This is a genomic window from Mycobacterium palustre (assembly GCF_002101785.1).
In the GTDB taxonomy this organism is placed as follows: domain Bacteria; phylum Actinomycetota; class Actinomycetes; order Mycobacteriales; family Mycobacteriaceae; genus Mycobacterium; species Mycobacterium palustre.
In genome coordinates, this window is sequence record NZ_LQPJ01000109.1 from 63,661 (window position 1) to 77,085 (window position 13,425).

Below are 13,425 nucleotides of genomic sequence, written 5' to 3' on the forward strand. Positions count from 1 at the left end.
TCGCGAACCGGTCAGACCGTCAGCACAATCTTCCCGGTGATCTTGCCCGCGGCCAGGTCCTGGTGCGCGTCGCCGGCCCGCTGGATCGGCATCCGGGCGCCGATGATCGGCCGCACCCGGCCGTCGGCAATCATCGGCCATACCGACGCGGCCACCGCGCGCACGATCTCGCTCTTGCCGTTCGGGCCGCTCGTCGGGCGGCCCCGCAGCGTGGTGCCGATGACCCGCGCCCGCTTGGCCAACAGCTTGCCGATGTTGAGCTCGCCCTTGATCCCGCCCTGCATGCCGATGATGACCAGCTGCCCGTCGGCGGCCAGGGCGTCGATGTTGCGGTCCAGATACGAGGCTCCCATGATGTCGAGGATCACGTCGGCGCCGTCGGTTTCGTCATGGAGGCGCGCGACGAAGTCCTCGTCGCGGTAGTTGATGGTGATCTCGGCGCCCAGCTCGCGGCAGAAGTCGAGCCTGGCGGCGGAGCCGGCGGTCACGGCCACCCGCGCGCCCAGCGCTTTCGCGATCTGGATCGCATGGGTGCCGATGCCGCTGGCACCGCCGTGCACCAGCAGCAGCTGGCCCTCGCTCAGGTGGGCGGTCAGCACCAGGTTGGACCACACCGTGCACGCCACCTCCGGCAACCCCGCCGCGTCGACGAGGTCCACGCCAGCGGGAATCGGCATCACCTGCCCGGCGGGGACCGCGACGTATTCGGCGTATCCGCCGCCGGCCAGCAGAGCGCAAACCTGTTGTCCCGCAGACCATTCCGTGACACCGCCGCCGATGTCAGAGATGACGCCCGACACCTCCATGCCGATGATGTCGCTCGCCCCCGGCGGGGGCGGGTACTTGCCGGCGGCCTGCAGCAGGTCGGCGCGGTTGACGCCGGCCGCGGCGACCTTGATCAGCACCTCGCCGGGGCCGGCGGTCGCGTCGGGAACTTCTTGCCAGGACAGTTGCTCGGGGGATTTGGCGACGATGGCGCGCATGGGGGCAACGCTACCGAGCCCCGTTACCCTTAACAGCGGTGGCGTGGCAGAGCGGCCTAATGCACTCGCCTTGAAAGCGAGAGACGGCTAACACCGTCCGGGGGTTCAAATCCCTCCGCCACCGCGCGGGCGTCGCGGGCCAGCCGTTACGCCGCCGCCGGCCATCGGTCAGTGCGGGGGGCCCAGGTACGGAAACTCCTTCAGGGTGTCGGTGTGCGGGCTCAGGCCGGTCGGTGGGCAGTCACCCTTGGTCAGAAATGCCAGCCGGTAGTTGATGACGTCGTCGGTGAACACCCGCCCGTTCGGGTATTTGGCGGGTTTGGCCGGATTGAACGTCAACATGTCGGGCAGGGTGCCCTCGGTCTCGATGGCGGCGAGGGCTTCCTCGCGCGTGTAGTTTCCGGTGTGACCCATCAGGTGGACGAACTGATCTGTCCACCGCGCCCGATCGTTGACGGGTTCGCTGGCGTTGTATTCCAGCTTGGTGTCGTCGGTGTTGAAGAAGCTGCTCACCGACGGGTGGCCGGCACGATCGACGTGCTCGAGTTTGCCGTCGCGCCGCAGGCTGCAGCGACCCCAGATCCGGATGTCGGGATCGGCGTCCAGCTCGGCCGTCGGCAGCTCCAACACCATCGAGAACACGTTTGCCGTCGCGTTCGAATCCTGGCCCGTCCAGGGCGATTTCCCGCCTAGGTGCGGCGCGGTGAAGTTCCGCCCGCCCGAGGTGTCAAACAGGTTCTTGATGCCGTCGTAATCGAAAAAGAACGCATCGCTGCGGGCGCCGGCGAAGAATGTGTAGTCACCGGACCTTGCGATGTTCGGCGTCTTGCCGAACGAGACGTCGATGGCGTCGAACAGTTTCGTCCCAACCGGTTCCGGCGAGCGGGCTTGCTCTCCGCGCGCCATGAACACGTCGACGGTTTGCCGCCCGTGCTGCGGGGTGGAAAACACACAGCTGAACGCGATGTCGTTGAGCAGATCACCATCGTTGTCGATCGCGAGGCGGTAGATCGCGTCGGGGTGCAGCGCGTCCGCGTTGGGATTGGCGTTGAGAATCAGCACCGTCCGAGAGTTGTCCGACGGCGCCTGAAAGGCATACAGGTCGCAGAGATCGAGTCGTTGATCGCCGAGCGGGGGACCGAGGCTGAGACCGGTGAAATGGTTCGACATACCGGTATGAAACAACATGACCCGACGCCACCGCGTCGAAACCACGCCAGCATGGCGATTCAGTGCAGCGTCGGCGCGTAGCGCAGCAGGGCGGCGATGCCGTCGGCCGGGTTGAGCCGGTCCTCGGCGTGCATCAGCGACGCCCCGACCGAGATCGCGAACACGGGCAGCGCCTCGTCGGCGCGCAGCGTCCTGTCGGGCGCGGCGCCCTGCTCCGATAGCACGTCGGCGTTGGGGGCCACGGTCGTCAGGCCCGCGTCGGCCACCACCGTGGCGTCGCCGACGTCCCCGACGATCAGCGTCTCGACGGCGCCTTGGCGCAACGCCGAGCAGACCGCGCCGAGGCCCTCGGCGGCCAACCCGGACTGCCGCCCGATCTCGGCGGCAAAGCGCTGGGCCGCATCGTCGATCGCCTTCAGCCGCCGCTTGCCGTACTCGTTTCCGATGGCGCGCTGGACCTCGTTGTCGTCGTGTCCGCTGTGCCGCGCCCCCACCTTAAGGCGGACGGCCCGCCCGCGCAGCCGCTCCGGCAGCTCGGCCAGCAGGTCCGAGCGCGACCGCACCTCGCCCACCACGAAGATCACCCCGACCGCCTTGCCGTCGGCGAGCTCTGCGACCCGGTCGGCGACGGCTCGCACGTTCTTGCGGGCGGCCTCGTCGCTGCGCAACTGGGGATCGCCGTACCCGGCGGTCTCCGCCCCGGCGGCGTGGTGCACCGGATGGCCGCCGCCGTCGACGGTTTCGGTGTGCAGCGCACCGTTGATGTGGGTGGTGATGTCGGCACCGGTGTGGTCGACCTCAACCAGCACGTAATCGGGATGGTCGAAGGCGTAGCGGACGAGCGGCAGCAGGTAGGGCAGCTTCGAGACGCGCACGATGGTCTCGGCGATCGGCGTCGTCAGGTGCTCGTTGAGCAGGACGCCGTCGGCGCCGGCCACCACGGCGCGGCCGCTGCGCCCGATCGGCGCGCGCAGGTCGGTGATCGCGTTGCCGACCGCGTCGAGCACGGCCATGTCCGCGCCGTGCCTTCCGAGCTCCTCAATGACGGCGCGCGCCTTGAGCTCGAGCTGAGCCTCCGCGTCGTGCGTGTCATGGGAGTCGTCGAAGTACACCGAGGCGAACGGGCCCCGCGCGTCCTGCAGCTTTCGGAAGCGTTCAGGATCCATAAGTTTCTGGTTGCCCGCCCCCGGTGAGCACAAACGTCAGTAGCTTCTGTCGCCCTCGCTGCTGTCGAAGAAGTGCCATTCGCCGTCGTGCTCGACTTCCATGCGCCAGCCGAGTTCGGTGCCTTCGACGGCCTCGTCGGCGAACCATGCGTGTGCTTTGTCGGCGCTTTCGATGTCTTTGGTGGCGACGACGTCGCCCTTGGGGTTGAGCACTCGATAAGTAGCCATGGTCGGCAGGGTTCCCACCGCCGTGGGCGATCAACCGAGCGGAATCTCGGCGGCGATGGTGTCCATCAGCGCGGTGTAGCGCCGAATCTCGGGATCGCGACCGGGCTTGCCGCTGCTGATCACGCCGGCGGCCAGCGAGCGCGCCGGGTCGGCCCAGATCGCGATGTTGGCCAAACCGAGGTTCCCGAACGCGGCCGGGGCGTTGCGCCCGAACGGCCCGAACCGCTTGGTGCCCAGCATGTAGCCCGTGCCCCAGCGGGCCGGCTGCAGGCCGACCGCGACGTCGGGCCGCAGGCGCCGGCATTCCTGCACGGCGCCGTACATCCGTTGCGGGCTGATGATCCGCACACCGTCGAGTTCCCCGCCGCGCCGCCAGATTTCGGCGAAGCGCGACAGTTCGTCGGCGGTCGAAATCGTGTTGGACGACGGGACGACGGTGGACAGGAACGCCGGGGTGTTGGTATAGGGGATGATCTCGTGCACGGTCCCGCCGATGGCCCTGCGGAACAGTGCGGCCACCACCGGCGGCAGCGGGCGGCCGGTGGCGTGGCTGGGCGCGACGAGCGGGATGTCGTGCTTGGCGACGCCGAAGTTGGTCCACCGGAACCCCAGCGGGTCGAGGATCTCGGCGGCCAGGATCTCGCGGATGTCCTTACCCGTTGCGGCGTAGACGATTTCGCGCATCAGCGGCCCCCACGTCAGGGCGTGGTACATGTGGATCAACCCCGGCGGGTACAGCGGCCTCATCTTGCCGAGTTGCTCCTGCGCGTACTCGTGGTCGTCGGCGCGGCGCAGGTCCGGGCGGGGCCCGGTGGGGAAGGGCACGCCGGCGCTGTGGGTCAACACGTGCCGGATCGTGGTGCGGTGCTTGCCGTGGCTGGTGTAGCTGGGGATGTATTCGCAGACTCGGTCGTCGAGCGAGAAGTGCCCCTGCTCGACGAGCATGTGCACGACGGTCGCGGTGATGCCCTTGGCCGCCGAGTACACGCAGAACGGCGTGTCGGTGGTGACGGGCACCTTCTCGGCGTCGGGTTCGTCGGTGGGGGCATTGCCCCAGCCGTGGCCGATCGCGCGGTTGAGCACCACCCGGCCGCGATGCCGGATGCACAGCTGGATCGCCGGGTGGAAGCCGGCCCGGTACCAATGGCGCGCGGCCTGCCAGATCCGTTCGACGGCGGCGCCGTCGATCCCGGAGTGGTCCTCCTCGCCGACCGCCGTCACCGAGTCCAGGTCGGCCGGCACGCGGATCCTGCCGTCAGGTGTCGTCACCCCAGCGAGGGTACGTGCAGCCGGACTACTCGCCGGTGAACTGGGGCGGACGCTTGGCGAACGTCGCCGAGATGCCCTCGGTGAGGTCCTTCGACGGCAGGAACGCGGCGTTCCAGGTCGCGACGTAGCGCAGGTTCTCCGAGATGGCCGACGTGCGCTGCTGGTCCAGGACGTCCTTGACGCCGTAGACCGCCAGCGGGGGGTTGGCCGCGATCTCGGAGGCCGTGGCGTGGGCGGCGGCCAGCGTCTTGTCCGCGTCCTCGAAGACGTCGTTGACCAACCCGATCTTCTCGGCCCGGGCCGCGTCGATGTCCTTGCCGGTCAGCGCCAGCTCGCGCAGGTGCCCGTCGTTCAGGATCAGCGGCAGCCGGGCCAGGCTGCCCATGTCGGCGACGATGGCCAGCTTGACCTCGCGCACCGAGAACTTGGCGTCGGCGCTGGCGTAGCGGATGTCGACCGCGGAGATCAGGTCGACGGCGCCGCCGATGCACCAGCCGTGCACCGACGCGATGGTCGGGGTGCGGCAGTCGGCGACGGCGTTGATCGCCTTCTGCATCCGGAGGATCTCCGCGCGGAAGTCGGTGCGGGCGCGGGCCAGGGCGCCCTCGGCCATCAGCGGCGCGAACATGCCGCCCATCGCCGGCACGTCGAGGCCGTAGCTGAAGTTCCTGCCCGAACCGGTGATCACGATGGCCCGAACGTCGCGGTCGGCGTCCAGCGTCGCGAACACGTCGGGCATCTCCGACCAGAACGCGGGGCCCATGGCGTTGCCCTTGCCCGGCCCGATCAGCGTCACCTGCGCGACGTGGTCTTTGGTGTCGACGGTGACCGAGTCGTATGTTTCGCGCATATGCAGACCGTAGCGTGGCAAATATGGCTCCGGATCTGCGCCCCGGCCCGCGGCCGCGATCCTGTCGATCGCCCGAGCCGCTGTGCGAGTACGTGCTGGGGCTGGCCCGTGAAGTGATCAGGCCGGAGTTCCGGGGCCAAGCCGGGTTCGACGACCCCGTCGAGGCGCCCGAGGATGCCGGCGCCCTCTCGGGCCGTTTCTCGCCGTTAACGCGGCCGTTGTCGAGGACGGCCTTGCCGCTGGTAGTGGTGCGCGCCCGAAGGGATTCGAACCCCTAACCTTCTGATCCGTAGTCAGATGCTCTATCCGTTGAGCTACGGGCGCCCGTCTTCAATTTTCCAGCGTGGCGGAGGCGAGAGGATTTGAACCTCCGGTCCCCTTTGAGGGGGACAACTCATTAGCAGTGAGCCCCATTCGGCCGCTCTGGCACGCCTCCATCGAACTTCTTGAGGGTACCCGAACCCTTCCGGGTGTCCCCGAACCGCCGGAGGCATAGCGTACACAGCGCCGACATATGCTGTCGAAGTGACCGCCCGCCTGCGACCCGAGCTGTCCGGGCTCCCGGTTTACGTCCCCGGCAAAACGGTGCCCGGTTCGATCAAACTGGCCAGCAACGAGACGGTGTTGGGCCCGCTGCCCAGCGTGCGCGCGGCCATCGAACGGGCCACGGACACGGTCCACCGCTATCCCGACAGTGCCAACGTCCAGCTCAAGGCGGCGCTGGCGAAACATCTTGGATCGGACTTCGCGCCCGAGCAGGTCGCGGTGAGTTGCGGTTCGGTGAGTTTATGCCAGCAGCTCATCCAAATCAGCGCCTCCGTCGGCGACGAGGTGGTGATGGGATGGCACAGCTTCGAGCTTTACCCGCCTATGGTGCAGGTGGCCGGGGCCGTCGCCGTCAAGGTGCCGTTGATCGACCATACGTTCGACCTCTACGCGATGCTGGCCGCGGTGACCGAGCGCACGCGGTTGATCTTCGTTTGCAACCCCAACAATCCGACGTCGACAGTCGTCGACCCCGACGTGCTGACCCGGTTCGTCGAGGCCGTCCCGTCGCACATCCTGATCGCCATCGACGAGGCCTACGTCGAGTACATCCGTGACGGGATGTCGCCCGACAGCTTGCAATTCGCCCGTTCTCGGAGCAATGTCGTTGTGCTGCGAACCTTTTCGAAGGCGTACGGGTTGGCCGGGCTGCGCGTCGGCTACGCGGTGGGCCACCCCGACCTGATCACCGCGCTGGACCAGGTCTACGTGCCGTTTGCGGTGACTAACGTCTCGCAGGCCGCCGCCATCGCCTCCCTGGGCGCCGCCGACGAGTTGCTGTCTCGCACTGACGCCGTGGTCGCCGAGCGCTCCCGGGTCACCGCCGGCTTGCAAGAGGCCGGATATGCGCTGCCCCCGTCGCAGGCCAACTTCGTCTGGCTGCCCCTGGGGCCCCGCACACTGGACTTCGTAGCGCGGGCGGCCGAGGCGCGCATCGTGGTCCGGCCGTTCGCGCCGGACGGCGTCCGGATCACCATCGGCGCGCCGGAGGAGAACGACGCGCTGCTACGGTTTGCCCGCGATTGGATCAAGGACCAATGACTTTGTCCCGCAAGAAGTTCAACGCTGCAGCCCGCGACCAACGGCTGAAAATGGCGGACTGGTTCGGCGCGCGTCACCTCCCGCGGGCCGCCAAGTCATCAAGGCGATGGGCAAGGTCGAGGCCAGCCAGTGGCTAGAAAACTTCCATCACCCGCCCGCTGGATACCGCGAGTACTCGTTCATGATCGATGACGCCCTGGTGCTCAACGCCCGGGCCACCGCGAGGCCTTCGGTATTAATGTCGGCGGCTCGCCGCCCGCCACACCTTGCGGGCAGTTCCCTCGACTCGGGCTATTGACTAATCATGGCGAACGATCGTTATCATGGATCAGTTCGATGGAAGTCGTCACACAGAGGTTGCGACGTGCAAAGGAGCTGGCGTGGCCCAACCTTCCGGGCGGAGTTTCTTCTCTGAACGCAGCCAGCGTGCGATCTTGTGGTGGGGAATTGTCCTGGCTGTCGTTTATGCCATCGCTTTCATCTTCTTGTTGCAGCAGGTCCCATTGAAGAATCCGGCGTGGAGCGCCGATCAGGTGGCCGACTGGTACGTGCGCAACGAAGGCAAAATCAAGTTGGGCGCCGTTCTGTGCAGCTGGACGGGCGCTTTCATGATGCCGATTCTAGTCGTCCTAAGTATTCAAATGGCGCGGGTCGAAACGGGTGGTTGGAAGGTCTGGAGCGCGTTGTCGCTCGTCAGCGGTGCGCTGATGTCGCTGTTCTTAGCGCTTCCGCCGCTGTTTTGGGGCGTGGCGGCATACACCGCACCTCGGAAAAACTCGGAGGTCACCACGCTGATGCACGAGTTGGCATCGCTGACCATGACGACGACCGACCAGTTCTACGTCTTTTTGTGGGTCGGCGTTTCGGTGATCGCTCTGCGGCCGGCCACCCGACTGGTCCAGAACAATCCGTTCCCGCGCTGGTGGGGCTATACGTCGCTGTGGATAACGATTATGTTCGAGGCGGGCGCTATTGCATTCATCCCGCGCTCGGGCCCGTTTGCGTGGAACGGTCTCCTCGTGTTTTGGTCGCCGTTTGTCCTGTTCACCGTCTGGATCACGGTTCAGAGCTGGTTAATCTTCCGGGCGTTGCGTGGCCAAGTGGCAGAATCGGACGCCTTGCCCGTAGCGGTCACAGAGACCGCCGCGGCTTCCTAACCGTCGCTTACCAAGTCTGCGATGAGCCGGTGTCACAGCTTAGGACGACCGGCGGTGGGTGACCATGACGCTCCTCCGGTGTATTGACTTGTCTCGACCGGCAGGCGGTCGTCGGTGGGCACAATCCAGATTCGAGCCCCCGGTGCCAACCCCCGCGCTGGCGAATCTCCCTGAGAGTCGTTCAATTTCGGCACGTGCCCGGATCGGTAACCGCAGTCAACACCGTTGATACCATTACCCGTTGCAGCTGCCGTAGAGAGGCCTACAAATCCCGCGGTCGGCGCAAACCGTGCATCCAAGGTGGCGGCGGAAGGCCCGCGAATGTTTCGGACACCTCCTCGTCACCCCCGTGCCACAAACACTAGTGAGCTTCGGCCCTCCGAGGTGCCGGTCGACGTGCCAAAATAGCGAGGTGCCCATAAAGCCAATAGTCGACGGCCAAAAGGTGGCGCGCGGTGAAGGGAAGCGCTTGCTGCTGGAGTCGGCTCGCGCGCTGTTCGCGGAGCGCGGTTACGCGGGCACCAGTACGAGAGCAATCGCCCGGGCTGCCTCGGTGTCGGAGCCGATGATCTTCCGCCACTTCGGATCGAAGGCCAAGCTCTTCGAAGAGGCTGTACTCGCCCCCTTCAACACCTTTGTCTCCGAGTACATAGCGGACTGGGGTGCGCGGCCCCGCGGTGAGAAAAGCCCATATGTGGAGATGTATGAGTTCTATCGTGGCGTCTACGAGGTACTGTCGGCCAATCGGCGATTGATCCACGAGATGATCGGTGCCCGCGCCGCAAGCGGGCCGTTGACCACCGACACCGCTCCGGCACCGCAGCTTGGTGCGCTCCTCGAACGGTTCGAAGCAATCGTTGAGCGCGAGATCCAGGATCGCGGATTCCGTCCCTTCGACCCCGCGGTCATGACGCGGCTGATCTTCGGACTCGTATTCGCGATCGCGGTATTCGGAGACTGGATGTTCGAGGGTGCAACCCGCCCGCAGCCAGGCATCGAGGAGTTCCTCGACGAAATGGTTCGTCTCACCATCGACGGGGCCTACCCGCGGGGCGCTAGGCCAGCCGCGGCGACATGACCGGGCACCGCCCTTCCGCCGGGCTGGGGTCCTGACCTGGTGCATAACGGGAGCGCGTAACTGGTCGACCGGGAGTCCGGCATCAGCGGCAGGATGTCGCCGACGCTGACGCAGGTGGCTCCGACGTCGATCAACTGTTGTGGTTGTGCGGCAACGGATTACACGGTGCGGATCCAACGGTTCGTTGTTGTTGCACACGGCATTGATCATCACGGTCGCCGCGGCGCGGGTAGGCGCGCCGCTAGGTGAGAGCCACCAGGGCGACCCGTCCGGCTGGCCGACACTCGCAGCGTCGCTTCCCAACGAGCCGCGGTTGAGGCAGTCCGCGTGGCGTCGAGACTGGGTTCGATCCGATTTGTGCACGATCGTCTTGCCCGCCTCTAGGAACCGGGAGTGAGGCCGGCCGGGTTCCCGCAGCGGAGCCCATGGCGAAGGGGTGATCATTACCGCCGGGGCAACACGCGGCGAGGCGAGCCGACACCGATTGACCAGCGTGGCGGTCACTTAACTGCCAAGCATTTCTTGCATCTGGCCGATTTCGGCCTGCCGCGTCTTCACAACCTGCTTGGCGAGGCTCACGGCGTCCACGTTCTTTCCGTTGGCAATTTCGGCGTTGGCCTGCTCAATTGCGCCCTGGTCAAGATTGATCATCGACTTTAGCCATAGGGTGTCGAATTCGGGTCCGTACAATGTATTAAGCTGGGTAACGGTCGCACTGTCGACCATGCCGTGAGCTGTGAGACTGGGTCCGCCGCCACCCGGCGTTTGGTTGTCCTGGTCCTCTTTCCACTGCGCCCTCAGCGCCTTCAAGACCTGGGTATCCAACTGCAGGGCCGCTTCGGACTTAGCTGCAAACGTGGCGATCCCGGAGTCGGTAGAGTGGTCGTGAACGAGCAGCGTCAGGTTGATTCCCTGTTCTTCAAGCGCCGTCATGTTTCTCGCGAAAGTCACGTCGGTCGTGTTGTAGCCCGCAGGCTCCCCGGAAATAACGGGCTTGTCATCGCTGCGCGTGGGATGAGCCTGGTTGCCAGAACCTGAGCTGGCACAGGACGATAGGAGCAACGCGGCAGCGCAGATCGCGAGGCCGGCGGCGCGGCGGGTGTTAAGCGACGGCACGGTGTGAGCGTAGTGGATGCTTTTTCGCTCTTGGGCTACTCTAGGCAACCTCATTCGCCCACAGGGGTCCATTTTGTGGCGGCGAGCAGGCCCGCCTGCCGGGGGCCACGCCGTGCGTCGACGCAAATTCGGCCGGTTTGGCCTGGCGCCACGGGCGGGCGATGTCCGCGTCGCACGCTGAAGACGCCGGTTCGTGCTAGCTGAGTCTGCCGGCGATCGATCGTTCTCGTCGATCTTGCCTTCCCGCCCTTCCATGGCCCGGACGTCGATTAGATAGACAGCCGGTCTCACTAATCCGACGGCGTTTGATTAGGGAGACTCGCGGTCTCACTAATCGGACGGCGGCCACCGCAGGGCGAAGCCGGTGCGGCGCCCCGGCTCGCGCACCAGCGCGCGCGGTGAGATCGCTTCTCGGACAGGCCCAAAGGTACAGCGACACTAAACCTTGCCACCAGTGACGGCCGCGAGTGGACAGCCCTGAGCGTTCGCGGCGAGGCGGCGACGGCACCCCGGGTGCGCTTTTGCCCTGCTGGACAGATGTGTCGAATCGTACCGGCGAGACCGGATCTGACTGGTCAGGAGCCCCGTCCCCAGAGTGGTTTAGTGACGCTAAACTCGCGTGGCGAAAGCCTTTTCGTCACCTCTTCGGCACCGGCTCGCATGCGCCGGAGCCGATGGCATCACCCGGAACGGCCGCACCGCTGGCCCATGTATATCTAATCTTGATAAAAAGGTGCTACCTGCGTGGGTCGAGCGGCTTCGGGGCCGCGGTTCGCCGGCCGTCGACTCGGCCGTGAAAGGCTAAGCGGGGCAGTGTAAGTCGGTCGACCAATCAGGCCATCGAGGGCCGGCACAATTTTTTGAGACGGCTCGGACAGAAAACTATTGACTTAGGACTTGCCGCTGCATAATGTGGTCCCGCACACCTCAGGTCCAAAGTGTGGTCCGGATTACCTCAGCTCATCGGATGGACACGAGGAACGAGCGAGATAGTTGGCGGAAGGGGGAGAGGGATCGAGTGCCAGAAGTCTATTCACCTCTGACACTTCCGTGGTCGGCGATCGCGGCGGGTGAGCGAGGGCAGACACCGTTTCCGGCGAGCTTCGTCAGGCTCGCAGCGGCCGGTCCTACCGGCGCCGGGGAAAACAGTAGTGAGGCCTGCTAGTGGTCTCGACTGTACCGTTGGTTGGGCTGGCCAAGCCGCTGCAAAAGCCCCTCCGTGAGATCGGCGGCTTCTTAGCGCTGGCGTTGGACACCGGTGTCCTGGCCCTGCGCCCGCCGTTCTTTTGGCGTGAGGTTGTCGAGCAGTGCTGGTTCATCGCCCGAGTGTCGACCTTCCCCGCCATCGCGCAATCGATAAGTTTCAACGGCATGGTCGTGTTCTTGTTCGGCGTCGCGTCCGTCTCGTTCGGCGCGGGCGATGTCACCGGCGCGGCCTCGGGGCTGGCTACCGTTGCGCAGATCGGTCCGGTGACCACGGTATTTGTCTTGAGCGGTGCCGCCGCCACCGCAATGTGCGCCGACCTCGGCGCGCGCACGATCCGCGAAGAGGTCGACGCCATGAGGGTGTTGGGCATCGACCCAATCCACCGGTTGGTGGTGCCCAGGGTCTTCGCGCTCCTCATTACCGGGAACTTGATCAACGGCTTGGTATGCATCGCGGGGCTGTGCGCCGACTACGCCTTCGCAATCTACGCTCTGAACTGCAATCCCGGCGCCTTCGCCTCGAGCGTCACGCTACTCACCAGCCTTCCCGCGGTCGCGGTGAGCTTCCTCAAAGCCTCGATCTTCGGCGTGCTGGCCGGGTTGATCGCCTGCTACAAGGGGCTCACTGCGGGGGGCGGTCCGCAGGGGGTCGGTAACGCCGTCAACGAGACTGTAGTGTTCACATTTTTGGCTCTCCTGATCGTGAACATCATCGTTAGCGTAATCACTGCGACGACGACGCTGGCGACATGACGGGCGACGTTAGGACGGTGGCCAGGGCCCGGTACCCGCGGTTGGCGCGCAGCACGCGCAAGTGGGGCCGCGAATGGACGCGCCTCGGAGAACAAACGGCGTTCTATGCCAGAGCCCTTGTCGCGACCGGCGACGCTGTCGCCAGGTACAAGGCGGAGATCATGCGCGTCCTCGCCGACATGAGCCTGGGCGTGGGTGCTCTGGCGTTGATCGGTGGAGAAGTAGTGATCCTCGCGGTCCTGACCGGCAGCGCTGCGGCCATCGTCGGGATCTTCGGCTACGTCCAAGCGAGCAGCCTCGGTGTGGGGGCGATCGCGGGATTCTTCTCCGCCTACGCCAACGTGCGCCTGCAGCTTCCCCTCATCATTGCGAACGGCCTCGCGGCCACGATCGGCGCCGGCGCCACCGCCCAACTCGGCGCCATGCGGATCAGCGAGGAGATCGACGCGTTGGAAGTCATCGGCATCCGGTCCATTGCGTACCTTGTGTCGACCCGGGTGCTGGGTGGCCTGTTAGTGGTGCCGCCGTTGTATTGCGTAACTTTTGTCGGCTCGGTGATAACAACTCGGACCATCGTCGTCCTCGCCTACCATCAGGGGGCGGGCGGCTTCGACCACTGGTTCTTTACCTTCCTGCTGCCGCGCGACGTGCTCGTGTCAGGGCTCGAATGCACCGTGCAGGCGGTGATCGTCATGCTCAGCCACACCTACTACGGATACACCGCCGCTGGCGGCCCCGCAGGCGTGGGCGAGGCGGTGGGGCGCGCCGTGCGCGCCTCGATCGTGGTGTCCATCACCTTAACTTTCGTGCTGTCCTTAGTCCTCTACGGGAAGTCGGGCGACTTCCACCTGTCGGGATAACC

13 protein-coding genes, 3 tRNA genes and 1 pseudogene are annotated in these 13,425 nt (G+C 65.8%); 8 read left to right on the plus strand and 9 right to left on the minus strand.

All coding sequences use genetic code 11. From position 1 onward, the window contains the following. Positions 1 to 11: 11 nt before the first annotated feature. On the minus strand, positions 12 to 983 hold the full coding sequence (locus AWC19_RS16205) for an NAD(P)H-quinone oxidoreductase (protein ID WP_085079080.1): 972 nt from the start codon (positions 981 to 983) through the stop codon (positions 12 to 14). Positions 984 to 1,020: 37 nt separating this feature from the next. Between AWC19_RS16205 and AWC19_RS16210 the strand changes: the two genes are divergently transcribed. Then, a tRNA-Ser gene (locus AWC19_RS16210) sits at positions 1,021 to 1,107 on the plus strand. Between the two features lie 44 nt (positions 1,108 to 1,151). On the opposite strand, the gene AWC19_RS16215 is transcribed toward AWC19_RS16210, so the two are convergent. From AWC19_RS16215 to AWC19_RS16235, 5 genes are read right to left on the minus strand one after another with little or no spacing between them, the layout of a single operon-like run. After that, entirely contained in the window at positions 1,152 to 2,153 is a 1,002-nt protein-coding gene (locus tag AWC19_RS16215; protein WP_085079081.1) for a DUF4331 family protein, read from the minus strand. A 59-nt stretch (positions 2,154 to 2,212) separates the two neighbouring features. Continuing rightward, complete coding sequence (locus AWC19_RS16220; RefSeq protein ID WP_085079082.1) at positions 2,213 to 3,319, minus strand: Rv2629 family ribosome hibernation factor; 1,107 nt, start codon at positions 3,317 to 3,319, stop codon at positions 2,213 to 2,215. A 36-nt stretch (positions 3,320 to 3,355) separates the two neighbouring features. Further along, entirely contained in the window at positions 3,356 to 3,547 is a 192-nt protein-coding gene (locus tag AWC19_RS16225) for a hypothetical protein (protein ID WP_085079189.1), read from the minus strand. Between the two features lie 30 nt (positions 3,548 to 3,577). Continuing rightward, the gene (lipE, locus tag AWC19_RS16230) at positions 3,578 to 4,816 is read right to left on the minus strand and encodes a lipase LipE (protein ID WP_085079083.1); all 1,239 of its coding nucleotides are present in this window, start codon (positions 4,814 to 4,816) and stop codon (positions 3,578 to 3,580) included. 25 nt (positions 4,817 to 4,841) lie between these two features. Continuing rightward, positions 4,842 to 5,666 (minus strand): crotonase/enoyl-CoA hydratase family protein, encoded by an 825-nt coding sequence (locus tag AWC19_RS16235; RefSeq protein ID WP_085079084.1) that lies wholly within the window; start codon positions 5,664 to 5,666, stop codon positions 4,842 to 4,844. A gap of 56 nt (positions 5,667 to 5,722) precedes the next feature. On the opposite strand from AWC19_RS16235, the pseudogene AWC19_RS30700 reads away from it, so the two are divergent. Next, positions 5,723 to 5,944: pseudogene (locus AWC19_RS30700) on the plus strand (hypothetical protein); the annotation flags it as partial. On the opposite strand, the gene AWC19_RS16245 reads toward AWC19_RS30700, so the two are convergent. Both AWC19_RS16245 and AWC19_RS16250 read right to left on the minus strand, forming a co-directional pair. Further along, positions 5,918 to 5,990 (minus strand) — tRNA-Arg (locus AWC19_RS16245). The pseudogene AWC19_RS30700 and the gene AWC19_RS16245 overlap by 27 nt on opposite strands. 20 nt (positions 5,991 to 6,010) lie before the next feature. Further along, a tRNA-Ser gene (locus tag AWC19_RS16250) sits at positions 6,011 to 6,102 on the minus strand. 89 nt (positions 6,103 to 6,191) lie between these two features. Here AWC19_RS16250 and AWC19_RS16255 point away from each other — a divergent pair. The 4 genes from AWC19_RS16255 (at position 6,192) to AWC19_RS16265 (ending at position 9,488) form a co-directional block, all read left to right on the plus strand. Continuing rightward, on the plus strand, positions 6,192 to 7,253 hold the full coding sequence (locus tag AWC19_RS16255; RefSeq protein WP_085079085.1) for a pyridoxal phosphate-dependent aminotransferase: 1,062 nt from the start codon (positions 6,192 to 6,194) through the stop codon (positions 7,251 to 7,253). A gap of 106 nt (positions 7,254 to 7,359) precedes the next feature. Beyond that, on the plus strand, positions 7,360 to 7,551 hold the full coding sequence (locus AWC19_RS29240; protein WP_142281238.1) for a hypothetical protein: 192 nt from the start codon (positions 7,360 to 7,362) through the stop codon (positions 7,549 to 7,551). A gap of 82 nt (positions 7,552 to 7,633) precedes the next feature. Next, positions 7,634 to 8,410: a hypothetical protein gene (locus AWC19_RS16260; protein ID WP_085079086.1), complete on the plus strand. Its 777-nt coding sequence runs from the start codon at positions 7,634 to 7,636 to the stop codon at positions 8,408 to 8,410. Positions 8,411 to 8,822: 412 nt separating this feature from the next. After that, positions 8,823 to 9,488 carry a TetR/AcrR family transcriptional regulator gene (locus AWC19_RS16265; protein ID WP_158090894.1) on the plus strand — a complete coding sequence of 222 codons (666 nt, stop codon included), beginning with the start codon at positions 8,823 to 8,825 and terminating at the stop codon, positions 9,486 to 9,488. A gap of 504 nt (positions 9,489 to 9,992) precedes the next feature. On the opposite strand, the gene AWC19_RS16270 is transcribed toward AWC19_RS16265, so the two are convergent. Beyond that, positions 9,993 to 10,604, minus strand: a complete 612-nt coding sequence (locus AWC19_RS16270; RefSeq protein WP_245849038.1) for a DUF305 domain-containing protein — start codon at positions 10,602 to 10,604, stop codon at positions 9,993 to 9,995. Positions 10,605 to 11,768: 1,164 nt separating this feature from the next. Here AWC19_RS16270 and AWC19_RS16275 point away from each other — a divergent pair. After that, positions 11,769 to 12,563 carry an MlaE family ABC transporter permease gene (locus AWC19_RS16275; protein WP_085079089.1) on the plus strand — a complete coding sequence of 265 codons (795 nt, stop codon included), beginning with the start codon at positions 11,769 to 11,771 and terminating at the stop codon, positions 12,561 to 12,563. Further along, the gene (locus AWC19_RS16280; RefSeq protein ID WP_085079090.1) at positions 12,560 to 13,423 is read left to right on the plus strand and encodes an MlaE family ABC transporter permease; all 864 of its coding nucleotides are present in this window, start codon (positions 12,560 to 12,562) and stop codon (positions 13,421 to 13,423) included. Before AWC19_RS16275 ends, AWC19_RS16280 begins: the two co-directional genes overlap by 4 nt. The last annotated feature ends 2 nt before the right edge of the window (positions 13,424 to 13,425 follow it).

What these genes read in the sequence shown, in the direction of transcription:
- AWC19_RS16215 (WP_085079081.1), bottom strand. Translation starts at nt 2,153, where the DNA reads ATGTCGAACCATTTCACCGGTCTCAGCCTCGGTCCCCCGCTCGGCGAT.
- AWC19_RS16220 (WP_085079082.1), bottom strand. Translation starts at nt 3,319, where the DNA reads ATGGATCCTGAACGCTTCCGAAAGCTGCAGGACGCGCGGGGCCCGTTC.
- AWC19_RS16280 (WP_085079090.1), top strand. Translation starts at nt 12,560, where the DNA reads ATGACGGGCGACGTTAGGACGGTGGCCAGGGCCCGGTACCCGCGGTTG.
- AWC19_RS29240 (WP_142281238.1), top strand. Translation starts at nt 7,360, where the DNA reads ATGGGCAAGGTCGAGGCCAGCCAGTGGCTAGAAAACTTCCATCACCCG.
- AWC19_RS16225 (WP_085079189.1), bottom strand. Translation starts at nt 3,547, where the DNA reads ATGGCTACTTATCGAGTGCTCAACCCCAAGGGCGACGTCGTCGCCACC.
- AWC19_RS16235 (WP_085079084.1), bottom strand. Translation starts at nt 5,666, where the DNA reads ATGCGCGAAACATACGACTCGGTCACCGTCGACACCAAAGACCACGTC.
- AWC19_RS16205 (WP_085079080.1), bottom strand. Translation starts at nt 983, where the DNA reads ATGCGCGCCATCGTCGCCAAATCCCCCGAGCAACTGTCCTGGCAAGAA.